General features: G+C 53.9%; 23 protein-coding genes and 3 tRNA genes. 19 read left to right on the forward strand and 7 right to left on the reverse strand.

The features are described from left to right. Window positions 1-106: 106 nt before the first annotated feature. Window positions 107-1,168 (reverse strand): histidinol-phosphate transaminase, encoded by a 1,062-nt coding sequence (gene hisC / locus ACT3RP_RS17645; RefSeq protein WP_483394237.1) that lies wholly within the window; start codon window positions 1,166-1,168, stop codon window positions 107-109. Between the two features lie 167 nt (window positions 1,169-1,335). On the opposite strand from hisC, the gene ACT3RP_RS17650 reads away from it, so the two are divergent. The 3 genes from ACT3RP_RS17650 (at window position 1,336) to selD (ending at window position 4,406) form a co-directional block, all read left to right on the forward strand. Next, a complete protein-coding gene (locus ACT3RP_RS17650) occupies window positions 1,336-1,782 on the forward strand; it encodes a copper resistance protein NlpE N-terminal domain-containing protein (protein ID WP_441684134.1) in 447 nt (148 codons plus the stop codon). Between the two features lie 162 nt (window positions 1,783-1,944). Next, a complete protein-coding gene (radA, locus tag ACT3RP_RS17655) occupies window positions 1,945-3,315 on the forward strand; it encodes a DNA repair protein RadA (RefSeq protein WP_096278001.1) in 1,371 nt (456 codons plus the stop codon). Window positions 3,316-3,368: 53 nt separating this feature from the next. Further along, complete coding sequence (gene selD, locus ACT3RP_RS17660; RefSeq protein ID WP_442346322.1) at window positions 3,369-4,406, forward strand: selenide, water dikinase SelD; 1,038 nt, start codon at window positions 3,369-3,371, stop codon at window positions 4,404-4,406. A gap of 63 nt (window positions 4,407-4,469) precedes the next feature. Here the strand turns inward: selD and ACT3RP_RS17665 are convergent, their stop codons facing one another. Continuing rightward, window positions 4,470-5,162, reverse strand: coding sequence for a type 1 glutamine amidotransferase (locus tag ACT3RP_RS17665; protein ID WP_441672575.1), 693 nt, complete (start codon window positions 5,160-5,162; stop codon window positions 4,470-4,472). Window positions 5,163-5,257: 95 nt separating this feature from the next. Between ACT3RP_RS17665 and ACT3RP_RS17670 the strand changes: the two genes are divergently transcribed. Then, window positions 5,258-5,860, forward strand: coding sequence for a YjaG family protein (locus ACT3RP_RS17670; RefSeq protein WP_441672573.1), 603 nt, complete (start codon window positions 5,258-5,260; stop codon window positions 5,858-5,860). A 3-nt stretch (window positions 5,861-5,863) separates the two neighbouring features. On the opposite strand, the gene ACT3RP_RS17675 is transcribed toward ACT3RP_RS17670, so the two are convergent. Genes ACT3RP_RS17675 through hisB form a run of 5 tightly spaced genes read right to left on the reverse strand, consistent with a single transcriptional unit; the run spans window position 5,864 to window position 9,214 of the window. After that, the gene (locus ACT3RP_RS17675) at window positions 5,864-6,370 is read right to left on the reverse strand and encodes a hypothetical protein (protein ID WP_441672571.1); all 507 of its coding nucleotides are present in this window, start codon (window positions 6,368-6,370) and stop codon (window positions 5,864-5,866) included. 28 nt (window positions 6,371-6,398) lie between these two features. Continuing rightward, the gene (gene hisF / locus ACT3RP_RS17680; protein ID WP_441672569.1) at window positions 6,399-7,172 is read right to left on the reverse strand and encodes an imidazole glycerol phosphate synthase subunit HisF; all 774 of its coding nucleotides are present in this window, start codon (window positions 7,170-7,172) and stop codon (window positions 6,399-6,401) included. Further along, window positions 7,169-7,915 carry a 1-(5-phosphoribosyl)-5-[(5-phosphoribosylamino)methylideneamino]imidazole-4-carboxamide isomerase gene (gene hisA / locus ACT3RP_RS17685; protein WP_442346324.1) on the reverse strand — a complete coding sequence of 249 codons (747 nt, stop codon included), beginning with the start codon at window positions 7,913-7,915 and terminating at the stop codon, window positions 7,169-7,171. Before hisA ends, hisF begins: the two co-directional genes overlap by 4 nt. Window positions 7,916-7,926: 11 nt before the next feature. Next, window positions 7,927-8,568, reverse strand: coding sequence for an imidazole glycerol phosphate synthase subunit HisH (gene hisH / locus ACT3RP_RS17690; protein ID WP_441672565.1), 642 nt, complete (start codon window positions 8,566-8,568; stop codon window positions 7,927-7,929). A 52-nt stretch (window positions 8,569-8,620) separates the two neighbouring features. Next, a complete protein-coding gene (gene hisB / locus ACT3RP_RS17695; RefSeq protein WP_441672563.1) occupies window positions 8,621-9,214 on the reverse strand; it encodes an imidazoleglycerol-phosphate dehydratase HisB in 594 nt (197 codons plus the stop codon). A gap of 241 nt (window positions 9,215-9,455) precedes the next feature. Here hisB and ACT3RP_RS17700 point away from each other — a divergent pair, with 241 nt between their 5' ends. From ACT3RP_RS17700 to ACT3RP_RS17770, 15 genes are all read left to right on the forward strand, one after another. Next, window positions 9,456-9,935 (forward strand): acetyl-CoA sensor PanZ family protein, encoded by a 480-nt coding sequence (locus tag ACT3RP_RS17700; protein ID WP_441672561.1) that lies wholly within the window; start codon window positions 9,456-9,458, stop codon window positions 9,933-9,935. Further along, window positions 9,935-12,268, forward strand: a complete 2,334-nt coding sequence (locus tag ACT3RP_RS17705) for an AsmA family protein (protein WP_442352163.1) — start codon at window positions 9,935-9,937, stop codon at window positions 12,266-12,268. The genes ACT3RP_RS17700 and ACT3RP_RS17705 overlap by 1 nt, the downstream gene beginning before the upstream one ends. 94 nt (window positions 12,269-12,362) lie before the next feature. Then, complete coding sequence (gene mutY, locus ACT3RP_RS17710) at window positions 12,363-13,445, forward strand: A/G-specific adenine glycosylase (RefSeq protein WP_441672557.1); 1,083 nt, start codon at window positions 12,363-12,365, stop codon at window positions 13,443-13,445. 59 nt (window positions 13,446-13,504) lie between these two features. After that, a complete protein-coding gene (locus tag ACT3RP_RS17715) occupies window positions 13,505-13,780 on the forward strand; it encodes an oxidative damage protection protein (RefSeq protein ID WP_441672555.1) in 276 nt (91 codons plus the stop codon). Between the two features lie 124 nt (window positions 13,781-13,904). After that, a tRNA-Phe gene (locus ACT3RP_RS17720) sits at window positions 13,905-13,980 on the forward strand. Window positions 13,981-13,986: 6 nt separating this feature from the next. After that, window positions 13,987-14,061, forward strand: a tRNA-Gln gene (locus tag ACT3RP_RS17725). Window positions 14,062-14,133: 72 nt separating this feature from the next. Then, window positions 14,134-14,209: transfer RNA gene (locus ACT3RP_RS17730), tRNA-Thr, on the forward strand. Window positions 14,210-14,887: 678 nt separating this feature from the next. Continuing rightward, entirely contained in the window at window positions 14,888-16,066 is a 1,179-nt protein-coding gene (locus ACT3RP_RS17735) for a transporter substrate-binding domain-containing protein (protein ID WP_096278027.1), read from the forward strand. Next, window positions 16,063-16,713, forward strand: coding sequence for an ANTAR domain-containing response regulator (locus ACT3RP_RS17740; RefSeq protein ID WP_096278029.1), 651 nt, complete (start codon window positions 16,063-16,065; stop codon window positions 16,711-16,713). Before ACT3RP_RS17735 ends, ACT3RP_RS17740 begins: the two co-directional genes overlap by 4 nt. Before the next feature lie 148 nt (window positions 16,714-16,861). Beyond that, window positions 16,862-18,097 carry an urea ABC transporter substrate-binding protein gene (locus tag ACT3RP_RS17745; RefSeq protein ID WP_096278031.1) on the forward strand — a complete coding sequence of 412 codons (1,236 nt, stop codon included), beginning with the start codon at window positions 16,862-16,864 and terminating at the stop codon, window positions 18,095-18,097. A gap of 104 nt (window positions 18,098-18,201) precedes the next feature. Then, entirely contained in the window at window positions 18,202-19,074 is an 873-nt protein-coding gene (locus tag ACT3RP_RS17750; protein WP_096278033.1) for an ABC transporter permease subunit, read from the forward strand. Beyond that, window positions 19,075-20,178: an ABC transporter permease subunit gene (locus ACT3RP_RS17755; protein WP_217990273.1), complete on the forward strand. Its 1,104-nt coding sequence runs from the start codon at window positions 19,075-19,077 to the stop codon at window positions 20,176-20,178. It abuts the gene before it with no gap. Next, the gene (locus ACT3RP_RS17760) at window positions 20,175-20,897 is read left to right on the forward strand and encodes an ABC transporter ATP-binding protein (RefSeq protein ID WP_096278034.1); all 723 of its coding nucleotides are present in this window, start codon (window positions 20,175-20,177) and stop codon (window positions 20,895-20,897) included. The genes ACT3RP_RS17755 and ACT3RP_RS17760 overlap by 4 nt, the downstream gene beginning before the upstream one ends. Next, complete coding sequence (gene urtE / locus ACT3RP_RS17765) at window positions 20,884-21,603, forward strand: urea ABC transporter ATP-binding subunit UrtE (RefSeq protein WP_096278037.1); 720 nt, start codon at window positions 20,884-20,886, stop codon at window positions 21,601-21,603. The genes ACT3RP_RS17760 and urtE overlap by 14 nt, the downstream gene beginning before the upstream one ends. Window positions 21,604-21,702: 99 nt before the next feature. Then, window positions 21,703-22,701 (forward strand): acetamidase/formamidase family protein, encoded by a 999-nt coding sequence (locus ACT3RP_RS17770; RefSeq protein ID WP_096278039.1) that lies wholly within the window; start codon window positions 21,703-21,705, stop codon window positions 22,699-22,701. The last annotated feature ends 3 nt before the right edge of the window (window positions 22,702-22,704 follow it).

Genomic DNA, 22,704 nt, shown 5'->3' on the forward strand with positions numbered 1-22,704 from the left:
TAACGCCTCGGGGGATTTTTTTTGCATCTTTTTTTAATTTGCGAGAAAAGCAGTCGATAAAAAAGGCGGCTTGCGCCGCCCAGTTAAGGATTTACAAATTAAAGCGTTACGCGCAGATCGCCTGTAACGCCTCAATCAAACTATCCATTTCATCATCGGTGCCGATGGTAATCCGTAAGAAGTTGTTGAGCTCTGGGGTATTAAAGTGACGCACCAAAATGCCGCGCTCGCGTAGGCCTGCGTACAGCTGAGCACCTGCAAAGCTCGGATGTTGGGCAAGCACAAAGTTAGCTTTCGATGGCAACACTTCAAACCCTAGTGCTTCAAGGCGCTGGCGAGTACGCTCTCGCGTGGTGATGACATATTCGCGACATGCCTCGAAGTGTTCGGTGTCTTTTAGGGCAGCGATGCCGACAACGCTGGCTAAGCTGTCCACGGGGAACGAGTTGAAGGAGTCTTTTACTCGCTCTAGGCCGTCGATCAACGCCTCTGAGCCCACCGCATAGCCTAAACGTAAGCCCGCCAAGCTGCGAGATTTAGAAAATGTCCCTGTGACTAGCAAGTTAGGATAGCGATTAACCAGCGTCACAGCGCTCTCAGCGCCGAAATCGACGTACGCTTCATCAATGAGTACCACTCGGTCTGTCACGCGCTTAAGCAGTGCCTCAATCGTCTCTAGAGAGTGCGCATGGCCAGTCGGCGCATTAGGGTTGGCGAAAATAACGCCGCCGCGCTCTGTGTTTGCCGCAAGCGCATCTGTATCGACTTCCCAGTTCGCCGTGAGCGGATGCTTGCGCAGCTCTATGCGGTAAAGGTTGGCATACACAGGATAGAAGCTATACGTGATGGCCGGTACATCAAGTGCTGCCTGATGGCAAAAGAAAGCCTGAAAGGCAAACGCGAGGACCTCATCAGAGCCATTGCCAACAAACACCTGGCTACTCGTCACCTGAAAATTCTCCGCCAGCGCTTCGCGAAGATCGGCAGAGGTTGGGTCAGGATAGAGGCGGAGATGGTCGGTAGCGTAATGACGCAGAGCTTCACCAACGCCGGGTGCCGGCGGGTAAGGATTTTCATTGGTATTGAGCTTCACCAGCTGCTCGCGTGGTTGCTCGCCGGGCACGTAAGGCGTAAGTTCGCGAACGGCCGGACTCCAGTATTGGCTCATGACGGTAACCTGATTATCCTAGCGATGGTATGCCATGGTCGCTTGAAGACTAACGAAGCGCAAGCATTCGCATCGCTAGGGGTGTGCGTCGCACCTTGTAGCAGTTATGCTGTCACAAGTGCGCGTAAATAAATGTGATGTCCAACACGAGATTAAGGAGACACTCTATGCAACTCAGGAGTTTGCTAGCCGGTTCGGCTATGTTGGCACTGCTGGCTGGCTGTGCGAGCGGCCAAATGGAACAGCAGCAGGAAGAGGCTGCTACCTCGCAGGCTAACTACAAAGGCTCACTGCCTTGCCGTAACTGCGACGGTATTGACCTGGATGTCACGATGGTCGGTGAAGAAATGAGCGCCGCTGAAGAACGCACGTTCACGCTAAACGCGACTTACCGTAACCATCCCCAAACACCGCCGGATGAAAACTACGCCGGGAACTGGGAAGTACTGACAGGCACGCCGTCTGATCCAGATGCTACCGTTTACGAGCTAACGCCGAATGGCGAAGGCCAGATTTACTACTTCATGCGCATTGATGAGCGCACGTTGGAGTTGATCGATCCTGAGCGTCGCCGTTTTGAAAATGGTGAGAAGCTGCAGCTAACGCGTCAGTAACGCGTTAATCAGTAGTACAAAAGGCGGCCGATGGCCGCCTTTTGTATATATATCTGTTGGCTCAATCAAGCTCTGTTAAATAAAGATTAGTTTGAAGAGAATGGGTCGGATATGACGGCCCAGAAGCGACTCAGACATAGCAACCATGGGAGCGTAATCTCAGTGGCCAAAGCCAAAAGCGCCTTTGTATGTACCGAATGCGGTGCTGAATATCGCAAATGGCAGGGGCAGTGCAGCAGTTGCCAGGAGTGGAACACGCTAAGCGAAGTGCACTTGGCGAGTGCTCGTCCAGGCGGCGGAGCGGCTTCCGGCCGGTCAGGCTACGCGGGAGATCTTTCGCGTGAGGTAATCGACCTGGGCAACGTTGACCTCAGCGAAGTGCCACGTATGAGTTCCACTTTTGCGGAGTTTGATCGCGTATTGGGCGGCGGGCTTGTGCCTGGGTCGGCGGTGCTGCTGGGCGGTAATCCTGGGGCAGGGAAGTCGACGCTGCTGCTTCAAACGGCCTGCAAATTAGCGCAGCAACGACGCATTTTGTATGTTACCGGGGAAGAGTCACTATCTCAGGTAGCGATGCGTGCGCATCGCCTGCAGCTGCCTACCAACGGACTGAAAATGCTGGCCGAGACCAGCGTAGAAACCATTCTGGCGGTATCTGAGCGTGAAAAACCCGAAATCCTAGTGATTGATTCCATTCAAACGATGCACCTGGAAGATATCAGCTCGGCGCCTGGCGGCGTTGCGCAGGTGCGTGAATCTGCTGCCGCGCTGACACGCTTCGCCAAAAAAACCAATACCGTTCTACTGCTGGTTGGGCACGTAACCAAAGATGGCACCCTGGCAGGGCCTAAAGTGCTTGAGCATATGATTGATGCTTCGCTGTTGTTAGAGGGCGGCGCAGACTCACGCTTTCGCACCCTACGCGGCCAGAAAAACCGCTTTGGCGCTGTCAATGAGCTAGGCGTCTTCGCGATGCTAGAGCAGGGCCTCAAAGAGGTTAAAAACCCCAGCGCGATTTTTCTTTCCCGCCAGGAAGAGCAGGCGCCGGGTAGTTTGGTAATGGTGGTGTGGGAAGGTACGCGGCCAATTTTAGTTGAGGTGCAGGCGCTCGTTGATGAATCCGCACTGGGTAATCCAAGGCGGGTGGCGGTGGGCGTAGATCAAAACCGCTTGGCGATGCTGCTGGCGGTGCTCAATCGACACGGCGGATTGTTTACCGGCGATCAAGACGTCTTCTTAAACGTTGTCGGCGGTGTGAAGGTGCTTGAAACCAGCGCCGATTTAGCCGTTCTGTTGGCGGTGGTGTCGAGCTTGCAAAATCGGGCGCTGCCAAAAGAGCTAGTAGTTTTTGGCGAAGTGGGGCTGTCAGGCGAGATACGCCCGGTGCCAAGCGGCCAAGAGCGCATTGCCGAGGCCGCCAAGCACGGGTTCTTACGCGCTATTGTACCCCGCGCGAACGCTCCCAAGCAGGCGCCAAAAGGTATGGAGGTCATTGCCGTGGATAAATTAAGTGACGCCTTAGACGCGCTCTAGCATGAGCTATCCTTAAAGCGTCTGATATTATGAATGTGCCAGGGAGAGACACGATGAGTTCCATTCGTTTAACCCAATATAGCCATGGTGCTGGGGCCGGCTGCAAAATTGCTTCCGACGCGCTGGACAGCCTGCTAGCCAAGGCCTGGCCAGAGGCGGGCCATAAGCAGCTTATCGTTGGCAATCAAGGGCGCGCAGATGCCGCAGTGTATGACCTAGGCGATGGACGCGGAATGATTGCGACCACTGACTTCTTTATGCCCATAGTTGATGACCCTTTTGATTTCGGCCGTATCGCTGTCACCAATGCGATAAGCGACGTTTATGCGATGGGCGGCACGCCGGTGATGACATTGGGCATACTGTGCTGGCCGCTGGATAAATTAAGTGCGGAAGTCGCAGGCGATGTAATGACGGGGGCTCAGGCGGTTTGCCGCGAGCTTGGAGTTGCGCTGGCTGGAAGCCACTCGATTGACGCGCCCGAGCCAATTTTCGGGCTCGCCGTGAAGGGCTTAGTTGATCTCAAAAAACTCAAGCTGAGCAGCACCGCCAAGCCCGGCGATTTGCTATTTTTAACTCAGCCGCTGGGCGTTGGGATGCTAACCACGGCTGAAAAGCGCGGCTGGTTGGAAGTCGGCCATCATGGCCTGGCCCGTGAAACCATGCTGAAAGCTAACCGTATTGGCGTGAAGCTTGCCGAGGTCGAAGGAGTGAGCGCCATGACAGACATCAACGGCTTTGGCTTAGCCGGCCATCTCTCTGAAATGTGTCAAGCGAGCAACGTGATGGCGCGCATTGATTTTCGCCGCCTGCCCCGCTTAGCCGGAGCTGAAGCATATCGGCGTAAAGGCGCCGTGCCGAGTGATACGCTGAAAAATCGCGAAGCCCTGGGTGAGAGTTTGCCCGCCATGGATGAGGTGCACTGGCAGTGGCTATGCGACCCACAGACCTCTGGCGGGCTGCTGATTAGCGTTGACCCTGCCTGGGAGGATGATGTGATGCGCATTGGCCGAGAGTACGGCTTGGATTTACAGTCATTTGGCGTTATGGCCTCGCGAAGCGCTAAGGTGAGCATTGAGGTGATTGGGTGACATTCATCTCCCCGGCAGAAATTCATGTCAGCGACTGGGGCCGCTAGCGGCGTGCCTGGTCAATTATGCCGCTGTAAGCCACTGCGTCATTAATCGATCCAGTAGCGGCGCTAGCTGAATAAAACGGTCAGCGTTTTCAGTGATTTGTACATCATCCTGGGCATAGCGGTCGCCGGTTTTAGATGTTGAGTGAGGGCGCTGAGTATTGCTCAGTAGCAGATTGACGCTAGCGGGAGTGGCTTCTAGATGGCATAGCAGACCCATGACGCGGCCTCTGTCCCAAGCAAACCCCTGTAGCGGCGCTGCTTCGCTACCGCCGAGCGCAATGGCTTCATCCGGCAGGCTGAAAACTAAGCGATGCCACATGAAAGCGCTAAACGTCTCTGGCAAATCGAACGTGCTTTCAGGCGCCAGCGTCACGGTGTGCCAGCCAGCCTCGGCATAGGTTCCAGGTGCGACCACTGCTCCCAGCGCACGCGCTAGCCAATGGGCGCCCAAGCCAATGCCCAGTAGCGGCTTTTGGCCATTTAGGTAGCGATTGATTAGTTTATCTTCAGCTTTGAGCCAGCGTGGAGGTTGGCTGAGTAGCTCCTCGGGCCCATCAAGTACTATGAGTGCGTCAGCTTCATTATGGCGTGGGGTTAATTCATCCGCATAGAGATGAAAAGTGCTGTAACTATGGCCCATACTGGCTAACCAATCCGTTAAACGGGCGGGGCCATGGTCAGGGCCGTGCTGTAGCAGATGAATATGCATGGTAATCTCCTCGCCGACCGTTCCATCATCTGATGACCATAACGCACCCACTACTTTTCACCAATACTTCGTAGAAGAAGCTTTAGGAACTCCGCATGGCGCCTAAACCCATAGGATTTTATCAACGACTACAAGAACTTTCGTTACCCGCCCAGCAGGCCTTTATGGCGGCGCTTTGCGAACGCTTGTTGCCCAACTACGCCCTCTATGAGCAAACCACTGGGCAGGGCGACGGTCACACGCTTAGCGTGGTGCTGAGCTTGGTTTGGGAGCGGCTGAGCGTGCCTAGCGCCAGTATCGATTTTGCCCGTCAAGCGGAAAAGTTAGCCGAGTGTGAACCGCCTGAAGGCGACGACAGCTTTGGTGCACGCCGTGCGCTAGACGCGGTAGTGTCGCTTTCAGCATTGCTTGATACGCTGCAGGGCGACTCTCCAGAGGCAGTGCTAGATGTGAGCCGTACTTCGCGTGCGGGCGTGCGTGCCTTTATCGAGCTCACGGAAGGTGAAGAAGATGCTCAGGCGTTGGCGCTGATTATTCGTGATCATCCGCTGATGGACGATGAAAATGACTTCCAAGATGCCGTGCTGGAAGCGGTCAGCGAACCGCTGGATAAAGCAGCGCTGAAAGAGGTGCGTCAGCTGGGCCGCAATGGCGGTATCAGTAACTTGGGTTTAACGCTTGATGAGGGTGATGAATAGCAGCTAAAAACGCACGCCTGCGGTGACCATCATTCCGGCGGTTCCAAATATAATGAGATCGGACTCAAACCGCCCCCACTGCACGCCAATACTGGGCAAGACGGCCGGTGCCACTTCCAGGTGATTGAGCGGGATTTTATCGCGATACTCGCCTTTGTAGCCGTGTAAAAGCCCGCCCGTTATTTTGGCGCGCACGTTCAAGCCCTGGCTAAACTGCCAAACAGGAAACTCGCGGCCCGCGTAGAAATACCACGTGGGCTGCTCATATGAGTTCTTAAACCATGCCGCACCCGTCAGCCAACGGTCTGGGTTGTGCAGTTCAATGCTAATCAGATTCTGATGATTATTATGCTCAGGATCTGGGTTGAAGTGCCGGGTATACAGGCTGGTTTGTACCAGCGTGTGATCCCACTCCAGCGCAGGCGGCCAGTCTGGCAGCGAAAACGCGGCAGCGGGCGTGCTCAGCGCGATGCCCGCTAGCCACCCCATCCATGGGTATGCTCGGCGCATTCGCCGCCCCTGGCTGAAAAGAGGCATCTTAAAGGCGCATTTCAATGCCGCGCTCCGCCATGTAGCGTTTTGCTTCAGGGATCGTGTACTCGCCGAAGTGGAAAATACTGGCGGCCAGCACCGCATCGGCACCGCCTTTCAGCACGCCGTCCACGAAGTGATCCAGGTTGCCAACACCGCCTGAAGCAACCACAGGAACGCTCACTGCTTCGGCAATCGCGTGAGTGACGCCTAGATCAAAGCCAACCTTGGTGCCATCGCGATCCATGCTGGTAAGCAGCAGTTCGCCAGCGCCGAATTCCACCATCTTCTTCGCCCATTCAATGGCGTCGAGTCCCGTTGAGCGACGCCCACCATGGGTAAAAATTTCCCAGCGCGGCGTTTCGCCCTCGGCTGATACTCGCTTGGCATCGATGGCGACGACAATACACTGGCTACCAAAACGTTCCGCGGCTTCGCGCACGAAGTCGGGGTTGGTGACCGCTGCGGTATTGATCGAGACTTTATCCGCCCCGGCGTTAAGCATGGTGCGAATGTCGTCACAGGTGCGAATCCCACCGCCCACGGTTAACGGAATAAAAACCTCGCCCGCAATGCGCTCCACCATTTCAACCGTGGTGTCGCGGTCTTCGTGGCTGGCGGTAATGTCCAGGAAAGTGATTTCGTCAGCACCTTGCTGGTTGTAGCGCTGGGCAATCTCCACTGGATCGCCGGCATCACGAATACCGACAAAATTAACACCTTTAACCACTCGCCCGGCGTCTACATCCAGACAGGGGATAATACGTTTGGTGAGGCTCATGAACGGCCTCCCGTCAGCTGATCGCTCAGGTGCTGTGCTTGCGCAACATCCAAGCTGCCTTCGTAAATGGCACGGCCGGTGATAGCGCCTAAAATGCCGCTGTCAGCGACATCGCACAGCGCTCTGATGTCGTCTAGATTGGTCACGCCACCGGAGGCAATCACTGGTAAGCCGCCTTCGCGAGCCAGGGCCGCGGTGGCGTCAACGTTGACGCCCTGCATCATGCCGTCGCGGGCAATATCGGTGTAAACGATACTGGATACGCCATCGTTGGCGAAACGCTTGGCCAATTCGGTGGCTTTAATCGTCGACACTTCTGCCCAGCCGTCGGTGGCGACATAGCCGTCTTTAGCGTCTAGTCCAACAATCACATGGCCTGGGAATGCACGGCACATTTCGCTTACAAATGCAGGCTCTTTCACCGCCTTGGTGCCGATAATGACGTAGGCGACGCCGGCGCTTAGGTAGTGCTCAATCGTTTCTGCACTGCGGATGCCGCCGCCAATTTGAATCGGCAGGTTGGGATAGGCGCGGGCGATAGCGGTAACGGCGCCGCCATTTACCGGCTTGCCTTCAAAGGCGCCGTTTAAATCCACCAGATGTAGCCGGCGTGCGCCGGCGTCTACCCAGCGTGCCGCCATCGCTACCGGGTCATCGCCGTAGGAAGTAGCGTCTTCCATGCGGCCTTGTTTCAGCCGTACACACTGGCCGTCTTTGAGATCAATCGCGGGAATGACTAACATAAACAATCCTCTCAGGGCGTCCAGGTAACGAAATTTTCGAGTAGGCGAAGGCCGGCGCGGGAGCTTTTTTCGGGATGAAATTGCACCGCGAAGGTAGCATCACGGCCAATGGCGACGTGGGCGCTTACCTTGCCATATTGAGTCGTACCAAACACCTGAGTATCGTCATCGACATTAACATAGTAGCTGTGCACGAAATAGAAATGTTCACGGTTATCAATGCCTGCCCACAGCGGGTGATCGTGATGCTGCTCGACAACATTCCAGCCCATATGAGGGACTTTTAAGCGCTGCTCGTGGGTATCGCGCATATCGCTAGGAAAGCGGTCTACGCTACCTTTAAAGAACCCAAGACATGCCACGCCGCCGTTTTCTTCGCTACGCTCCAGCAGCATTTGTTGACCCACGCAAATACCCAGCAGCGGTTTATCTTGGCGTGTTAAAATTTCATCCACCAGCCCGCGTAAATCGGTGCGCTCAAGTTCGCCAACGCAGTCGCGAATAGCCCCTTGGCCCGGTAGCACTAGGCGCGTCGCGCCCAGAATGCGCCGCGGGTCACGAGTAATGACAACATTTTCATGCGTCACGTGTTCCAGCGCTTTGGCTACGGAATGCAGGTTGCCCATTCCATAGTCGATCACCGCAATGGTCATGAAGCGCTCCTTGTGAAAGTAAAGGGGGAGGCGCTAGTGGCGAAGAAAAGCATTACAAGCTCCCTTTGGTTGAGGGCATTTGCCCGGCCATGCGAGGATCTTCTGCCACCGCCATGCGCAGCGCCCGCCCGAAGGCTTTGAAAATAGTTTCAGCCTGATGGTGAGCATTAAAGCCTTTAATGTTGTCGATATGCAGCGTCACGCGGGCATGGTTGGCGAAGCCTTGGAAAAACTCCCAGAAAAGCTGAGTGTCCATGCTGCCGATGGTACCGCGAGTAAAATCAACGTTCATAAAGAGGCCGGGGCGTCCGGAAAAATCGATCACCACGCGCGAAAGCGCTTCGTCCAAAGGCACATAGGCATGTCCGTAACGGTAGATGCCGCGCTTATCGCCAATGGCTTCAAAGAAAGCTTGGCCTAGCGTAATGCCCAGGTCTTCTACGGTATGGTGGTCGTCAATATGTAGGTCGCCGGTGGCATTGATGTCGAGATCGATCATTCCGTGGCGGGCAACTTGATCAAGCATATGATCCAGAAACGGAACACCGGTTTGGCAGCTAAGGCGGCCTTCACCGTCGAGGTTGACGCTGACCTTGATCTGCGTTTCGTTGGTGTCACGGCTAACCGTGGCAATACGCGCTGACATGTTGCATCTCCTAGGCTGAAGCGCACTCTGAGGGGAGCCCTGAGGAACGATCCTAAGGGGTGATCCTAAAGAATGGTCGATGGTTTTGCATCAACTTACCACCATTTGATCAGGGCATGACCTCTGGCGAAGCGACCATTATAGTGAATCGACGCCCTCATCCGCTACAATGCGCGCAATGTAGCCGTTATCAATGATAGAAAAATAGCAGCAAGACTGCTTTGGCGAAGAGGATTTCATCATGCCGGTGACACTGCACCACGTCGACCAGGCCCGTTGGGAAGCCGATGAACAGGTGCGCCTTGATCTAGTGCGCATTTACCAGGACGCGCCTCAAGAGCGCATTCCTACTCCAACGGTGGAGCCGTTTATCGATGCACATTTTAACGGCCGGCACTTTTTTGCCTGCGCGCTTTTCAATGATCGGCTGCTGGGAGCCGTCGCGATACAGGAGGGCACCGACCGTGCTTGGTGGCTATCTGAGCTCTGCGTGCGTACAACCACTCGCCGCCGTGGGGTTGGTTCGCGTTTAATGGCACTGCTGGGTGAGCAAGCCAAACAAGAAGGGCGCGTATTGCGTATTGAAACCTCCTCATTGCCACTGGCGGACCGTGTGCTGCTTTCCAAGTTAGGTTATCGGCCCATGTCCAATCCAATGACTCCGGCGGGGATGCCCGCCACCAGCGATTTTGTTGAGTTAGACCCACAAGGGAAAGGGTAATGAAACAGTTATTACGTATTTTGCTAGCGGCCGTCGGCATTCTTGCCATCGTGGCGGTCGCTGCGGTGGTCTACGTGACCACCTTTTTAGATCCAGAAGATTTCAAGCCGCGCTTAACTGCCGTTGTAAAAGAGCAAACGGGACTGAACTTGGTGTTGGAAGGCCCGATTAATTGGTCGTTCTATCCGCGTATTGGGGTCAGCGTAGAGCAGGCGCGCGCGTGGCTACCTGAGCAAGATCAAGACAGTGCCGCGTTTGCTGCGATTAACCGCGCTGAAGTGAGCGTTGCCTTTGCCCCGTTGCTACGCGGCGAGATTGCCGTTGATGGGCTGACATTGGACGGCATGCGACTCAATTTAGAGCGTGATGCTGAAGGTGAAGGCAATTGGGAACCGTTGGTCGATCGCTTGTCCGAACAGACAAACGATGCCGCTGAAACGGTGCTGGCGCCTGCCAGCGCGGGCCCTAATGCCGACGCCGGTAGCTTGACGGTAGTGCTAAACATTGCGAGCGTGGAAGTGAAAAATGCCGATATACGTTTTCGTGATGAGCAAACCCAAGCGCTGTGGCGGCTGCAACAACTGAATATATCAGGTAGCAATGTTAATCCGGTGCGTGCTTTCCCACTGAAAGCCATGTTCACCTTGACTAAGCACAACCGCCTGGATGCCGAGGTATTGGAGCGCGCTCCGGATATTACCAGTGACATCAATCTTGAAACGCGCATGCGGCTCGGTTTAGAGGAAGAGCTTTTTGTACTCGAAAACATGTCATTAACGACGCGTACCAGTACAAAAACTGACAACGAGCCGCAGCAGCTTAGTTTGAAAGCCGCCGAAATGGTGGCGCGTATGGGTGAACAGCAGCTGTCGATTAAAGAAGGGCTACTGGAAGCGGGTTTGCGCAATGCAGGCAGCTGGCAGGGCAGCCTGGCGCTGGCACTTGCCTTTGGCTTGGAAGGCGACTGGCAAGCGCAGACCGTTCAGTTTAAGGATCTCCAGCTCACGGGCCCTGATGGGTTACGAGTGAGCGGCCATCTTAATATTGAACAGATGCTTGACGCGCCAAACTACCGTGGGCAGCTAACCGCAGCGCCATTCACGCTGCGCCCCTGGCTAGCACGCGCGGGCATTACTCTCACTACCGCGGGTGAAGCCGCGCTCAGTGATGTGGCAATGACCAGCCCTATCGAAGGCGATGCCGAGCAGTTCTCGCTGCCCAGGCTTTCATTAGTCATCGACGATAGCACCTTTACTGGAGAGCTATCGGCGGCGTTAGACGGCTCACGTCTGGCGTTTGATTTGGCAGGTGATCAGCTGTCGCTTGACCGCTATTTGCCCGGCGAGGCCACGGCTGAGCAAGCAAGCCGCGGCTTGCTGCGCAGCGCTTTTGCTCAAAGCAGTGATTCGCTGCTCCCGCAATCCGTGCTTGAAGGGTTGGCGCTAGAAGGTGATCTGAGTATTGATACTCTGATTTTCGCTGGGCTGACGTTCAATAAGCCTAGTTTGCAGCTGCGCGGAGATGATGGCGTCCACCGCCTAACAGCGTTTGAATCCGGCTTCTATGAAGGTAAGCTCAACGCTACCGGCCAGGTGGATGCCTCTGAGTCTGTGCTTGAATGGGCATTCTCGCCAACGATTAGCAACGTGCAAGTAGCGCCGCTGATTGAGGCGATGAGTGAAAAAACGTCACCACTACGCGGTCGTTTTGATTTGTCTGGCGAACTCACCAGCCTTGGCAACACCCGGGAAGCGCTGAAGAGCAACTTGAATGGCCAGCTGACGGCGCGCCTAAATGACGGGGCGATCTTAGAGACCAATATTTCACAGCAAATGTGTGAGCTGGTCGCTCAGCTAGAAGGCGAAGGCACCGTTCGCGAATGGCATGATGATACCCGCTTCGAGCAGTTCGATGGCACCTTCCAAATTAGCAATGGACTGGTGGAAAGCGATGATCTGCTCATCACTCTGCCGGGTATCAATGTTCAGGGCGACGGCGAGCTTAATCTCAGTAGCTTGGCCTTTGATACGCACGCCAACGCACGCTTGGTTGATACGGCTGACGCGGCCTGCAGCGTTAATCCGCGTCTGGCGCAATTGCCGCTACCCATGCGCTGCGAGGGCAACCTGAGCGATGAACGCAGCGAGTGGTGCCGCTTCGACCGAGAGGTATTCCAGACGGCCGTTGTCGACCTGCTACGTAACGAAGCCGGTGATCGTGTGGATGAAGAGATTGAAGAGCGCCTGAGCGATTCTTTGGATCAGCTAGACGAGCGCCTTGGCGAAGAAGCGGGCCAGAAGCTTCGTGAGGGGCTGCGTAATTTATTTAACTGAGTAACGATGCATGTTCATTCTGCGCCGGCCTAAATGCCGGCGCTTTTTTATGAGTATCGTGGATCGTTTACATACTTCTGTGTGAGGAACGTGCATGGCAGATATGCCCGCACCGCGGCTGACGGCCGCTGAATTCCAACGTCGTCTATTAGACTGGTTCGATCAATATGGCCGCCACGACTTGCCCTGGCAGTCACCGCGCAGCGCCTATCGCGTATGGGTGTCGGAAATCATGCTGCAGCAAACACAGGTTGCGACCGTCATTCCGTACTTTGAGCGCTTTATGGTGCGCTTTCCGACCTTGGAGGCGCTTGCCAGCGCGCCGCAAGATGAGGTGCTGCACTTATGGACCGGGCTAGGTTATTACGCCCGTGCACGTAACTTGCACAAGGCCGCTCAGCTCACGGTAGCGCAGCACGGCGCAGAACTACCTAGCGAAAGTGTCGATGCCCTAACGGCGCTGCCCGGCATTGGCCGCTCTACCGCGGGTGCCATCGTTGCGCAAAGCACAGGGCGGCGGGCGGCGATCCTAGATGGCAATGTCAAACGCTCGCTTACTCGCCTGCATGCGCTGCCCGGCTGGCCGGGCAAGCCGGCGGTGGAGCAAAAGCTTTGGGCGCTGGCCGGGTATTACACGCCCAGCGCGCGCTTAGCCGACTACACTCAAGCGATCATGGATTTTGGTGCGACGCTGTGTAAACGCAGCAAGCCTGACTGTTTAAGCTGCCCGTTTGATGACGTTTGTTTGGCCTATGCCCAGGGCGAGCCACAGCGCTATCCTGAATCAAAGCCGAAAAAAGCGTTGCCCACACGACAGACCATTATGCTCATGCTGAGCGACTCACGGGGCCGGGTATGGCTAGAAAAACGACCGCCAAGTGGCCTTTGGGGCGGGCTATGGAGCTTGCCGCAGTTTGATAAGCATGGCGAACTTAACGACTGGCTAGAGGATCACGCGGTCAATCCTGAGCGCGGCAGTGCATCGCCAAGCTTTTATCATACGTTTAGCCATTTTCGCTTAGAGATTACCCCCCAGCCGGTGACCTGCGATAGGCTGGGCGGTATTCGTGAAAGCGGCGTATGGTACGACATCAACGATCCGCCTGCGCTGGGGCTGGCGGCGCCGGTCAAAGCGTTGCTGAGTCAGCTAACACCTTTTACCCTCACCCAGCCGTAGGCCATGCTTAGCCGTATGGGAGAGGACATTGAATAACATCGCATAACCAGGAGCATGCTATGAGCAATACCGTTTTTTGCCGCAAGTACCAGACAGAGTTAGAAGCGTTGCCATTCCCACCCTTGCCGGGCAAGCAAGGCCAGGAGATTCAGGCAACGGTCTCCAAGCCTGCGTGGGAAGCCTGGCAGGCGCTGCAAACTCGCCTGATTAACGAGAAGCATCTCAATATGCTCGACCCAGAGTCGCGGGCCTACCTTATGGATCAGATGCAGCGCTTCCTGGATAATCAGGAAACCGACCAGGCTGAAGGGTATGTGCCGCCTACACAGGCATAAGCGTTGCTGCCACTCTAGTCAAGGGAGTGGCGTGAAATACCCATAAGCATCGGTATCGAAAGAAAGTTTCACAAAGGTGTTGACGAAAAGCGGTGTTTTTAGTTTAATACGCACCGTTGGCAGCGGCCAGATAGCTCAGTTGGTAGAGCAGGGGATTGAAAATCCCCGTGTCGGCGGTTCGATTCCGTCTCTGGCCACCACGCAGTTGGGGTATCGCCAAGTGGTAAGGCACCGCTTTTTGGTAGCGGTATTCCCAGGTTCGAATCCTGGTACCCCAGCCATTGCCAACAAAATTTCTTGTTGATTGCAGAGCTTAGCAGCAAAACAATCATTTTCTCAAGAAAACGTGAAGCGCCGACATAGCTCAGTTGGTAGAGCAACTGACTTGTAATCAGTAGGTCCCGGGTTCGACTCCTGGTGTCGGCACCATCAAAAGATGGTTAAAAGCAACATGTTAGAGACTTAAAAAGGCTGCCTTCATCGGCGGCCTTTTTTGTTTCCTTCCCCAAATTCTGCATCTGCGTACCGTAGTGTGTACCGTTTCTCTCAAGACCCATTCTGCCTGCTTTTTTCGTTGCTGCAAACCGTTTCTAAGTAGTCAAAATCACCTGATAAGTCGGTGGCTTTCAGTAGATTCTACAAGCCCTTCACCCTTTGTCTGTTAGGGCGGTTTTTTAGGATTACAGAGTAAGTTGTGCTCTTACGATCTCGCCGACAACTGATTTTTCTGGCTCCCTGGTTTGCATGGTTGTGCAAGCATGGAAAGCCTGAACGCACCTTTTTACAGCATAAATTCTTTTGCATGTATCAAAAAGAGGCGCCACACCTACACTAAACGTGTTTCAAAGCCGCTATTGTGGAGTTTTGTGTAATTGGCACGCTTGTTGCTTTAAATTATTTACATTTGTTTAGTGGTTATGGCCTTCGACTTAAGAATAGCGTCAATGAGTTGACAAAGTCGATTAGGGGTCACAATCTAAGTTTTAGTATTTGACATATTGTGCGTCGGCATACACCGAAAGGGCACAGAGCAATAGGGCTCCCATCGTTACCGTCAGGTAGCGCTGTGAGCCCTTTTTTTATGTCTGGAAATAGGACGGTGAGTCAATGAACAGTCGTATCCCGGTTGGCATACTCTTCTCTACTCAAGGGCCATACGCCACTGTTGGCCGGTCAATGCGCGATGGGGCGATGCTGGCGCTTGAAGAGGTCAACCAGGGCACACGATTCCCCTTTGAACTTGTACCTATAGAATGCGATCCGGCCGGTGACACCGCTGCCTACAGCAATCACGTGCGGAGTTTGCTACGCCATGAGGGCGTAAAGCACGTGATTGGTTGCTATACGTCTTCAAGCCGCAAAGAAGTCATACCGATTTTTGAAAAATACGATGGCTTGCTGTGGTATCCGTCTCACTACGAAGGTTTTGAGACCAATAATAACGTTATTTATACAGGCGCCGTTCAGAACCAGCATGTTTTGCCGCTGATGGACCATGTGCTTGAGCATATCACTCGCGATGTTTACTTCGTGGGCTCTAACTATGTCTGGGCCTGGGAAAATGGCCGAATTATCAGAGAGCTGACTAAGGCGCATGGCGGGAAGATGATCGCTGAGCGTTACCTGCAGGTCGGTGACCTGGATGTGGCGCGTATCATCGAAGAGATTCACGAAAAGCGGCCTGCCTTCATTATGAACATGCTGATCGGTGAGTCTAGCTATGCATTCTACCGCGCGTTGGCCAAGGCGCGCGATGAGAACGCCGCCCTTCAAAAAACGGTGGTAGGCAGCTGCACGCTTTGCGAACCCGAACTTGCTCAAATTGGTCCGCAGGCGTGTGCTGGGCATTTAGCATCCAGCGTTTACTTCTCCACTATCGAGACAGAAGTTAACAAGCAGTTTGTCGCTAGCTACCGCCAACGCTACGGACATGATGCCTTGCCTAGTGCAGATGCAGAGGCGTCCTACAACACCGTTCACTTACTTGCCCTTGCCTTGGCTGGCGCCGATTCCGTTGATATCGACCGGGTGAAAAAAGCGCTGCATGGAACGTCCTTCCAAGCACCTCAGGGAAAGATCTATGTCGATCCTGAGAGCAATCACAGTTATTTGACCGTCCGGCTAGGAATCTCCCGCGAAGATGCGACGTTTAAGGTGATCTCCGAAGCAAACGCCCCCGTTCGCCCGGATCCTTATCTCGTTTGGGCTGAAGCATGTGGTGAAAGCTCTGCTCACACGGAAACGCCCATTGCTCAAAACAATATTGGCTTGAGGATCGTGCGATGACGCTTACCACACGACGCAATTTCAGGGGCCATCGTGCATTGATTGTGTGTGCCGCTGAAAGAGATCGAGAGGTGCTGACTCAGTTCCTTGTGGAGCTTGGCGTCACGCCAGTTGTTCATGAAAACCAGGATGAGGCTGTGTCTGATAGGCCGTTTGATCTGGTGTTTTTCGACGATGAGTTGGGACGCCAGTTTAGCGACATCACGCACATGATAGATCGCGTGCAGGGGCCGGCGATTGCACTTATCGGTTCAGATGCACCGAGCTCGGTTAATTGGTTCATCGAGCGCCAAGTGTCTGGCTATCTCACCAAACCGCTACGTAAGGGCGGCATTCTCGCGAGCCTTATTATTGCTTACCAAACATTTAATCAGTGCTATGAGACGGAGCAAAAACTCCACCGTTTGGAGCAGCAGGTTCGTGCCCGCCAAGTCGTATGCACGGCGGCGATCAAGCTCATTGAAGATATGGGAATTTCGGTCAATGACGCCTTTGCACTGTTGCGTTCGGCGAGCATGAGCCGACGCCTGTCCCTTGAGGATTTCGCTGCAATGATCGTCTCGGGTGAGATCGCAGTGGTGGTACTAAAGGAAGAGGCTGATGCCATTCATCGTCTTAGGGAATCCCGGTTAAACCATTATTCGTAGCACGTTTATTGAGGTTAATCGAAGCGGTATAGGTAGACAGGCTTCAAGAGCAAAAGGTCGTCTCTCATTTTATGGAGAGGTGATTAGGGAGTTGTGTTGCTGCCGGACGGCGAGGAAGTAAAAGTAAAACTACATCAGGGGTATACAAATGAAATACTCAACAATTCAGAGAACGGCAACCTTGTCAACGTTGTTAGCGGGCTCGTTAGTGACCAGCGCTTCAGCGAATGATCCTATCCAGATCGGTGTGCTTGAAGATCAGTCTGGCAACTTTGCAGCGGTGACGCAGGCGAAAGTGAATGCTATTGAGTTAGCGGCTGAAGAAATAAATGAGGCGGGCGGTATCGCTGGTCGCGAAGTGGAACTTGTTATTTACGATACTCAGTCTGATGATCGTCGTTACCAAGAGTTGATGCGACGGGTACTCCAGCGTGATCAAGTAGATACCGTCTTCGCGGGTTTTGCTTCGTCATCACGAGAAGCGTATCGACCGATTGTTAACCAATTTGATGGGTTGGCGTTTTATAACAATCAGTATGAAGGCGGCGTGTGTGACGCCAACATGATCGTCACTGGCGCAGTTCCTGAACAGCAGTTCTCGACGCTGATACCTTGGATGATAGAAAAGTACGGACCAAACGTCTATACGATCGCTGCAGACTATAACTTTGGTCAGATTTCGGCGGAATGGGTACGACAGATAGTAGAAGAGGAAGGTGGTGAAATCGTGGGTGAGGAGTTCATCCCTCTGGATGTTTCCCAGTTCTCGCAAACCATCCAAAATATCCAGGGTGAGTCCCCGGACTTCGTCGTCACCCTACTGGTCGGTTCCAATCAGGCGTCTTATTACGAGCAGGCAGCATCTACCGGCCTGGGGCTTCCCATGGCCTCATCGGTAAATGTTGGGCAGGGCTACGAGCATAAGCGCTTTGCGCCGCCAAGCCTTGAAAACATGTTCGTGACGACGAACTTTATTGAAGAAGTCGATACCCCTGAAGCAAATGAGTTCGTTGAGAAGTTCTATGAGCGCTTCCCCGATACGCCCTATGTGAACCAGGAAGCGGCTAACTCGTATATCGCGATGTACCTTTATAAGCAGATGGTTGAGCGTGCTGACGGCTCAACCGATAAAGAAGACCTTCGCGACGTTATTGCGGAGGGAGATGTCTGTTTCGATGGCCCTTCAGGCACCGTCTGCCTAGATCCTAAGAGCCAGCACATGTCTCACAATATCTTTCTGGCGCAAGTGGATGAGAATCACGAGATATCCTTCCCCGAAACTTGGGAAAATATTGAGCCTTACTGGCTGGGTGACAACGGCTGCGACCTGACCCAGAACGACCCAAGCGCTCAGTACACTCTTTCTAACCCTCCAAACGAGTAAATATCACGCATCGTACCGGCAGGGTGATGAGCTTCATCCTGCCTGGTCTGTGAATTTCCATTAAGCGGGAAATCTCGCGGGTGTTTCCTGCCTAGGAGCTGGATATGGAATATATACATTTAGCGTTTACTGCGTTCTATCAGTTTGGGGATGCGTTTGCCTTCTTGGTGCTATCCGCCATGGGGTTAGCGGTGATTTTCGGGATGATGGGCATCATCAACCTAGCTCACGGCGAATTTATCATGTGCGGTGCCTATGTAACGGTGGCAACGGCACGCCTAGGGATCCCACTGCCTATCGCGATGCTATGTGGCAGCCTTGCCGCCGGGATACTTGGCATTGTGCTTGAACGCACAATTATTCATCGCCTCTATCACCGTCCGTTGGACTCCATTGTTGCCACATGGGGGATTAGCCTGATCCTTACCCAGGGCACGCTGATCGTACTTGGATCCAGTATGGCGGGTATCAGCACGCCACTCGGCAGTTTTTCGGTGGGCGGCTACAGCTACTCTACCTATCGAATGGTGCTGCTTGGCGTCGCAGTGCTACTGCTTATTGGGCTGTATGTGCTGTTTCATCATACGACATTCGGTATCCACTCACGGGCAACAATTCAAGCACCGCACATGGCGAAAGCCGCGGGAATCGACACCGGACGTATGTACTCCCTCACCTTCGGTCTCGGCGCAGCCCTGGCGGGCTTAGCCGGAGCGCTTTATGCCCCCACGATCTCCATCGTCCCGACGCTGGGCGCCAACTTCCTGGTTGAAAGCTTCGTGACGGTGGTTGTTGGTGGGGCTGATGTGTTCTTGGGCACGGCGCCAGCGGCAGCCACGCTCGCGGTTATCAAGGCCTTTTTGACTGGGTGGCAAGGGCAGCTGATGGGCCAAGTGGGGTTGTTAATCACTGTCATGGTGGTCATCCGTATTCTCCCACAAGGCCTGTCTGGCTGGTTGCTCAAGGGGCGTACATAAATGGGTATGTTACAACGGGAAGATTTGAAAGCGTCTCGTCCGGACGGTCGAATGACCGGCTGGTTGCGTCTTATCAATGGCCCGCAAACGCTGGGGCGTGGCCCAGTGTATTGGGTTGTCTTTGTCTTAACGATTGGGGCGGCAGTTGTATATCCCGCTTTCGCGGATGCCTGGAGTGTAGGTAATACGGCCTACTTCTTTTGCTGGGTGTTTATGGCACTTGGGTTGTCGCTCATCTGGGGATATGCCGGGTCGCTCAGTTTCGGTCAGACTGCTTTCTTCGGGCTTGCCGGGTACACGTATGGTGTCGTCACTATCAACTTTGGCGCAGCTTACGGTTTGACCATCGTCGGCGTGCTTCTAGGCGTTGGCATGTCCTGTTTGGGGGCGGCTGTACTTGGTTACATTCTTTTTTATGGGCGTATTAGCGGCGTATTCCTCGGTATTATCACGCTGTCGACCACGCTGGTTTTCGCCACCTTCATGGCACAGACGGCTGGGTCCCAGTGGGCGATCGGCAATGCCCGACTGGGTGGCGACAATGGCATGACCGGTATGCCGCCGTTAACAATCCCTTGGGCTGGAGGAGATATCGCGCTGTATTCGGGCGTGCCACTCTATTACCTCCTTTTGGCCATGCTGGTGGTTTGTTATCTGGGCTTACGGGTTCTCGTCAATTCGAGATTCGGCAATGTGCTAGTCGCAATTCGTGAAAATCCGCACCGCGCTGAAATGCTTGGCTACGACATACGCCGCTATCAGTTAATTGTCTTTGTTATTGGCAGCGGTTTAGCGGGTCTATCAGGTGTGCTCTATACCGCTTGGGGACAGTACATCAGCCCATCCAATATGGATTTAGCGGCCGCTGCATTACCCATTATTTGGGTAGCAGTGGGCGGGCGTAAAGACCTCACCGCAACGCTGGTGGGCACCTTGGTAGTGCTTGGCATCTTCCAGAACCTCACTATTTACGGTAGCTACTACGCCTTTGTCATTATGGGGTTGCTGCTGGTCGTCGTGGTGGTCTTTTTGCCGGAAGGGTTGATCCCGGGGCTGGTCAAGTTCTTTGGTCGCTTTCGTAAGCGTAAGGAGGGCATGTCGTGACCATATTGCGAACTGAGAAATTATATAAACATTTCGACGGCGTCAAAGTTGCTCAGGATGTGAACTTCTCAATGGAGCATGGTGAGATCCGATGCCTGATAGGTCCGAATGGCGCTGGAAAGAGCACGTTTTTCAAGCTTGTACTCGGTGAGCATCAACCAAGCTCAGGTGATATCTACTTTTCAGGTCAAAAAATTACCAAGCTTCGTTCCTTCGAGCGCGTGAAGCAGGGAATTGCCGTCAAGTTCCAGGTGCCGGGTATCTTCTCCGAACTCTCCGTTTGGCAAAACATGCAAATAGCAGTTCAAAACCACCTGCATGGTGATTCCATGACAGCGGCTATCGATAAAGCACTCGCCTTTGTAAGGCTTACCGATAAAGCAGGAGAACTTGCTGGAGAACTCTCACACGGGGAACAGCAGTGGCTTGAGATCGGTATGGCGGTGAGCACGGAGCCGCGCTTACTACTTCTTGATGAACCGACAGCTGGCATGACACCAGAAGAAACGGCGCGCACGGGCGAGATGATCCAGGAGCTCAATCGCAAAGGTATGTCGATTTTAGCGGTTGAGCACGACATGGAATTTGTGCGCCAGATTGCCCACAAGGTCACTGTACTGAACTTCGGTGAAATCTTTGCGGAAGGCACGATCAACGAGATTGAGGCTAACGAAGAGGTTGCACGTATTTATCTGGGGACAGCCGATGACGACGAATAGTACAAATCTGTTGAGCGTGGAAGGTGTCATTTCTGGCTACGGTACCACCTCAGTGCTGCAAGAGGTCAGCTTGAATGTTGGTTGCGGCGAGGTGGTAGCCGTCATCGGCCGAAATGGCGTCGGCAAGACGACATTAATGAAAACGCTGATTGGTCTTATCAAGAATCGACAAGGCATTATCCGTTTTGATGGTAAGGATATTAGCTCGCTCGAATCTCACGAACGTGCGCGTTTGGGCATTGGTTATATCCCGCAAGGGCGTGAGGTCTTCTCACGCATGACCGTCTGGGAAAATCTCAAGGTCGGCGAAATGCTCCAACAGGCTGGCGAGGGAGTTGACTATGAGCGGGTTTATGAGTTCTTCCCCATCTTGAAAGAGCGGGCTAATCAACGAGCGGGCACCTTCAGCGGCGGACAGCAGCAACAGCTTGCGATCGGCCGTGCCATGGTGGGCAAGCCGAAGCTTATGCTACTCGACGAACCCTCGGAAGGTATTCAGCCAAACATCGTAAAGGACATTTCACGCAACATTCTCAAGCTCAATCGCGAACTGGGCGTAACCATTCTCCTCGTAGAGCAGAACCTGGACATGATCATGACCATGGCGCAACGCTGCTACGTCATGGATAAGGGGAAAATTACCCATGAGCTTGCGAAGGAGCAACTCCGTGATCGTGACGCCATGCGTCGAATTCTGGCTGTATAAGCAGGATGGGTACCCATCAGCACTATTTAACCATGACTCAAACTCCGGTCTGCAGTTGCTGGAGCGATGACTGAAAAACACCTAAAAAGGAGTAGAACAATGAGTTGGCTTGATCAATCCATCATGGCGCGTCGCGCCGTCGCCAAAGGTAAACCGGGTACTACACACCAGCTAACTGAGGCGGCTCAAGGTCAGTATCACTATACGCTTGGGCCTAACCCCAAGCCTGTACTGCATATCCAGCCGGGCGATATCGTCAGTGCTGAAACCCATGATGCTTTCGAAGGAAAGTTGCGCTCGGAAAGCGACAAGCCCAGCGAACTGCTTAATCTACCTTATCTGAATCCGCAGAACGGACCGATCTACGTAGAGGGGGCGGAGAAGGGCGATTGCTTGGCGGTTTATATCCGCGATATGAAACCCCGCGGCCCGCAGCCCTGCGGTACGACAGCGCTGATTACCGAATTTGGTGGACTAGTGGCGACCGGTGATACCGCGCTACTCAACGCGCCACTACCGGAGCGGGTAAAAAAGGTGGAGGTTGACGCGGAAACCGGCGTGAAGTGGAGCGATAAAATAACCCTTCCTTATCAGCCTTTTATTGGCACCATTGGGGTGTCACCGGAGATTGAGTCGATTAGCTCGCTGGTGCCCGATTATTACGGCGGCAATATGGACTTACCTGATGTAGCACCAGGTGCGGTGATCTATCTGCCGGTACATACCAAAGGTGCCTATCTTTATCTAGGTGACTGCCATGCGGCGCAGGGTGATGGTGAGTTGTGTGGCGTGGCTATCGAGCATCCTACCGTGACCACCGTTCAGGTCGACTTGATTAAAGATTGGACGTTCAAATGGCCGCGTCTGGAAAATGAACAGTTCTATATGACCATTGGTTCAGCGCGTCCCATGGAAGATGCCACCCGGATTGCCTACAGAGAGCTGGTACGCTGGCTAGCGGCAGAGTTTGATTTCGATGAAATAGAGGCTTACATGCTTCTTACTCAGGCAGGACGAGTGCGGCTGGGTAATATGGTGGATCCAAAATATACCTTAGGCGCTTCCATCCTCAAGTCCATCGTTGGGCAAGCACGCTAGCGA

Origin of the sequence: Halomonas sp. AOP5-B2-8 (assembly GCF_052376475.1) — a bacterium.
GTDB lineage: Bacteria > Pseudomonadota > Gammaproteobacteria > Pseudomonadales > Halomonadaceae > Vreelandella > Vreelandella casei.

Excerpts from the sequence above, each read along its gene's own strand:
- hisC (WP_483394237.1), bottom strand. The coding sequence starts at position 1,168 with ATGAGCCAATACTGGAGTCCGGCCGTTCGCGAACTTACGCCTTACGTG.
- ACT3RP_RS17650 (WP_441684134.1), top strand. The coding sequence starts at position 1,336 with ATGCAACTCAGGAGTTTGCTAGCCGGTTCGGCTATGTTGGCACTGCTG.
- selD (WP_442346322.1), top strand. The coding sequence starts at position 3,369 with ATGAGTTCCATTCGTTTAACCCAATATAGCCATGGTGCTGGGGCCGGC.
- ACT3RP_RS17665 (WP_441672575.1), bottom strand. The coding sequence starts at position 5,162 with ATGCATATTCATCTGCTACAGCACGGCCCTGACCATGGCCCCGCCCGT.
- ACT3RP_RS17670 (WP_441672573.1), top strand. The coding sequence starts at position 5,258 with ATGGCGCCTAAACCCATAGGATTTTATCAACGACTACAAGAACTTTCG.
- ACT3RP_RS17675 (WP_441672571.1), bottom strand. The coding sequence starts at position 6,370 with ATGCGCCGAGCATACCCATGGATGGGGTGGCTAGCGGGCATCGCGCTG.
- hisF (WP_441672569.1), bottom strand. The coding sequence starts at position 7,172 with ATGAGCCTCACCAAACGTATTATCCCCTGTCTGGATGTAGACGCCGGG.
- hisA (WP_442346324.1), bottom strand. The coding sequence starts at position 7,915 with ATGTTAGTCATTCCCGCGATTGATCTCAAAGACGGCCAGTGTGTACGG.
- hisH (WP_441672565.1), bottom strand. The coding sequence starts at position 8,568 with ATGACCATTGCGGTGATCGACTATGGAATGGGCAACCTGCATTCCGTA.
- hisB (WP_441672563.1), bottom strand. The coding sequence starts at position 9,214 with ATGTCAGCGCGTATTGCCACGGTTAGCCGTGACACCAACGAAACGCAG.
- ACT3RP_RS17700 (WP_441672561.1), top strand. The coding sequence starts at position 9,456 with ATGCCGGTGACACTGCACCACGTCGACCAGGCCCGTTGGGAAGCCGAT.
- ACT3RP_RS17705 (WP_442352163.1), top strand. The coding sequence starts at position 9,935 with ATGAAACAGTTATTACGTATTTTGCTAGCGGCCGTCGGCATTCTTGCC.
- mutY (WP_441672557.1), top strand. The coding sequence starts at position 12,363 with ATGGCAGATATGCCCGCACCGCGGCTGACGGCCGCTGAATTCCAACGT.
- ACT3RP_RS17715 (WP_441672555.1), top strand. The coding sequence starts at position 13,505 with ATGAGCAATACCGTTTTTTGCCGCAAGTACCAGACAGAGTTAGAAGCG.
- ACT3RP_RS17735 (WP_096278027.1), top strand. The coding sequence starts at position 14,888 with ATGAACAGTCGTATCCCGGTTGGCATACTCTTCTCTACTCAAGGGCCA.
- ACT3RP_RS17740 (WP_096278029.1), top strand. The coding sequence starts at position 16,063 with ATGACGCTTACCACACGACGCAATTTCAGGGGCCATCGTGCATTGATT.
- ACT3RP_RS17745 (WP_096278031.1), top strand. The coding sequence starts at position 16,862 with ATGAAATACTCAACAATTCAGAGAACGGCAACCTTGTCAACGTTGTTA.
- ACT3RP_RS17750 (WP_096278033.1), top strand. The coding sequence starts at position 18,202 with ATGGAATATATACATTTAGCGTTTACTGCGTTCTATCAGTTTGGGGAT.
- ACT3RP_RS17755 (WP_217990273.1), top strand. The coding sequence starts at position 19,075 with ATGGGTATGTTACAACGGGAAGATTTGAAAGCGTCTCGTCCGGACGGT.
- urtE (WP_096278037.1), top strand. The coding sequence starts at position 20,884 with ATGACGACGAATAGTACAAATCTGTTGAGCGTGGAAGGTGTCATTTCT.
- ACT3RP_RS17770 (WP_096278039.1), top strand. The coding sequence starts at position 21,703 with ATGAGTTGGCTTGATCAATCCATCATGGCGCGTCGCGCCGTCGCCAAA.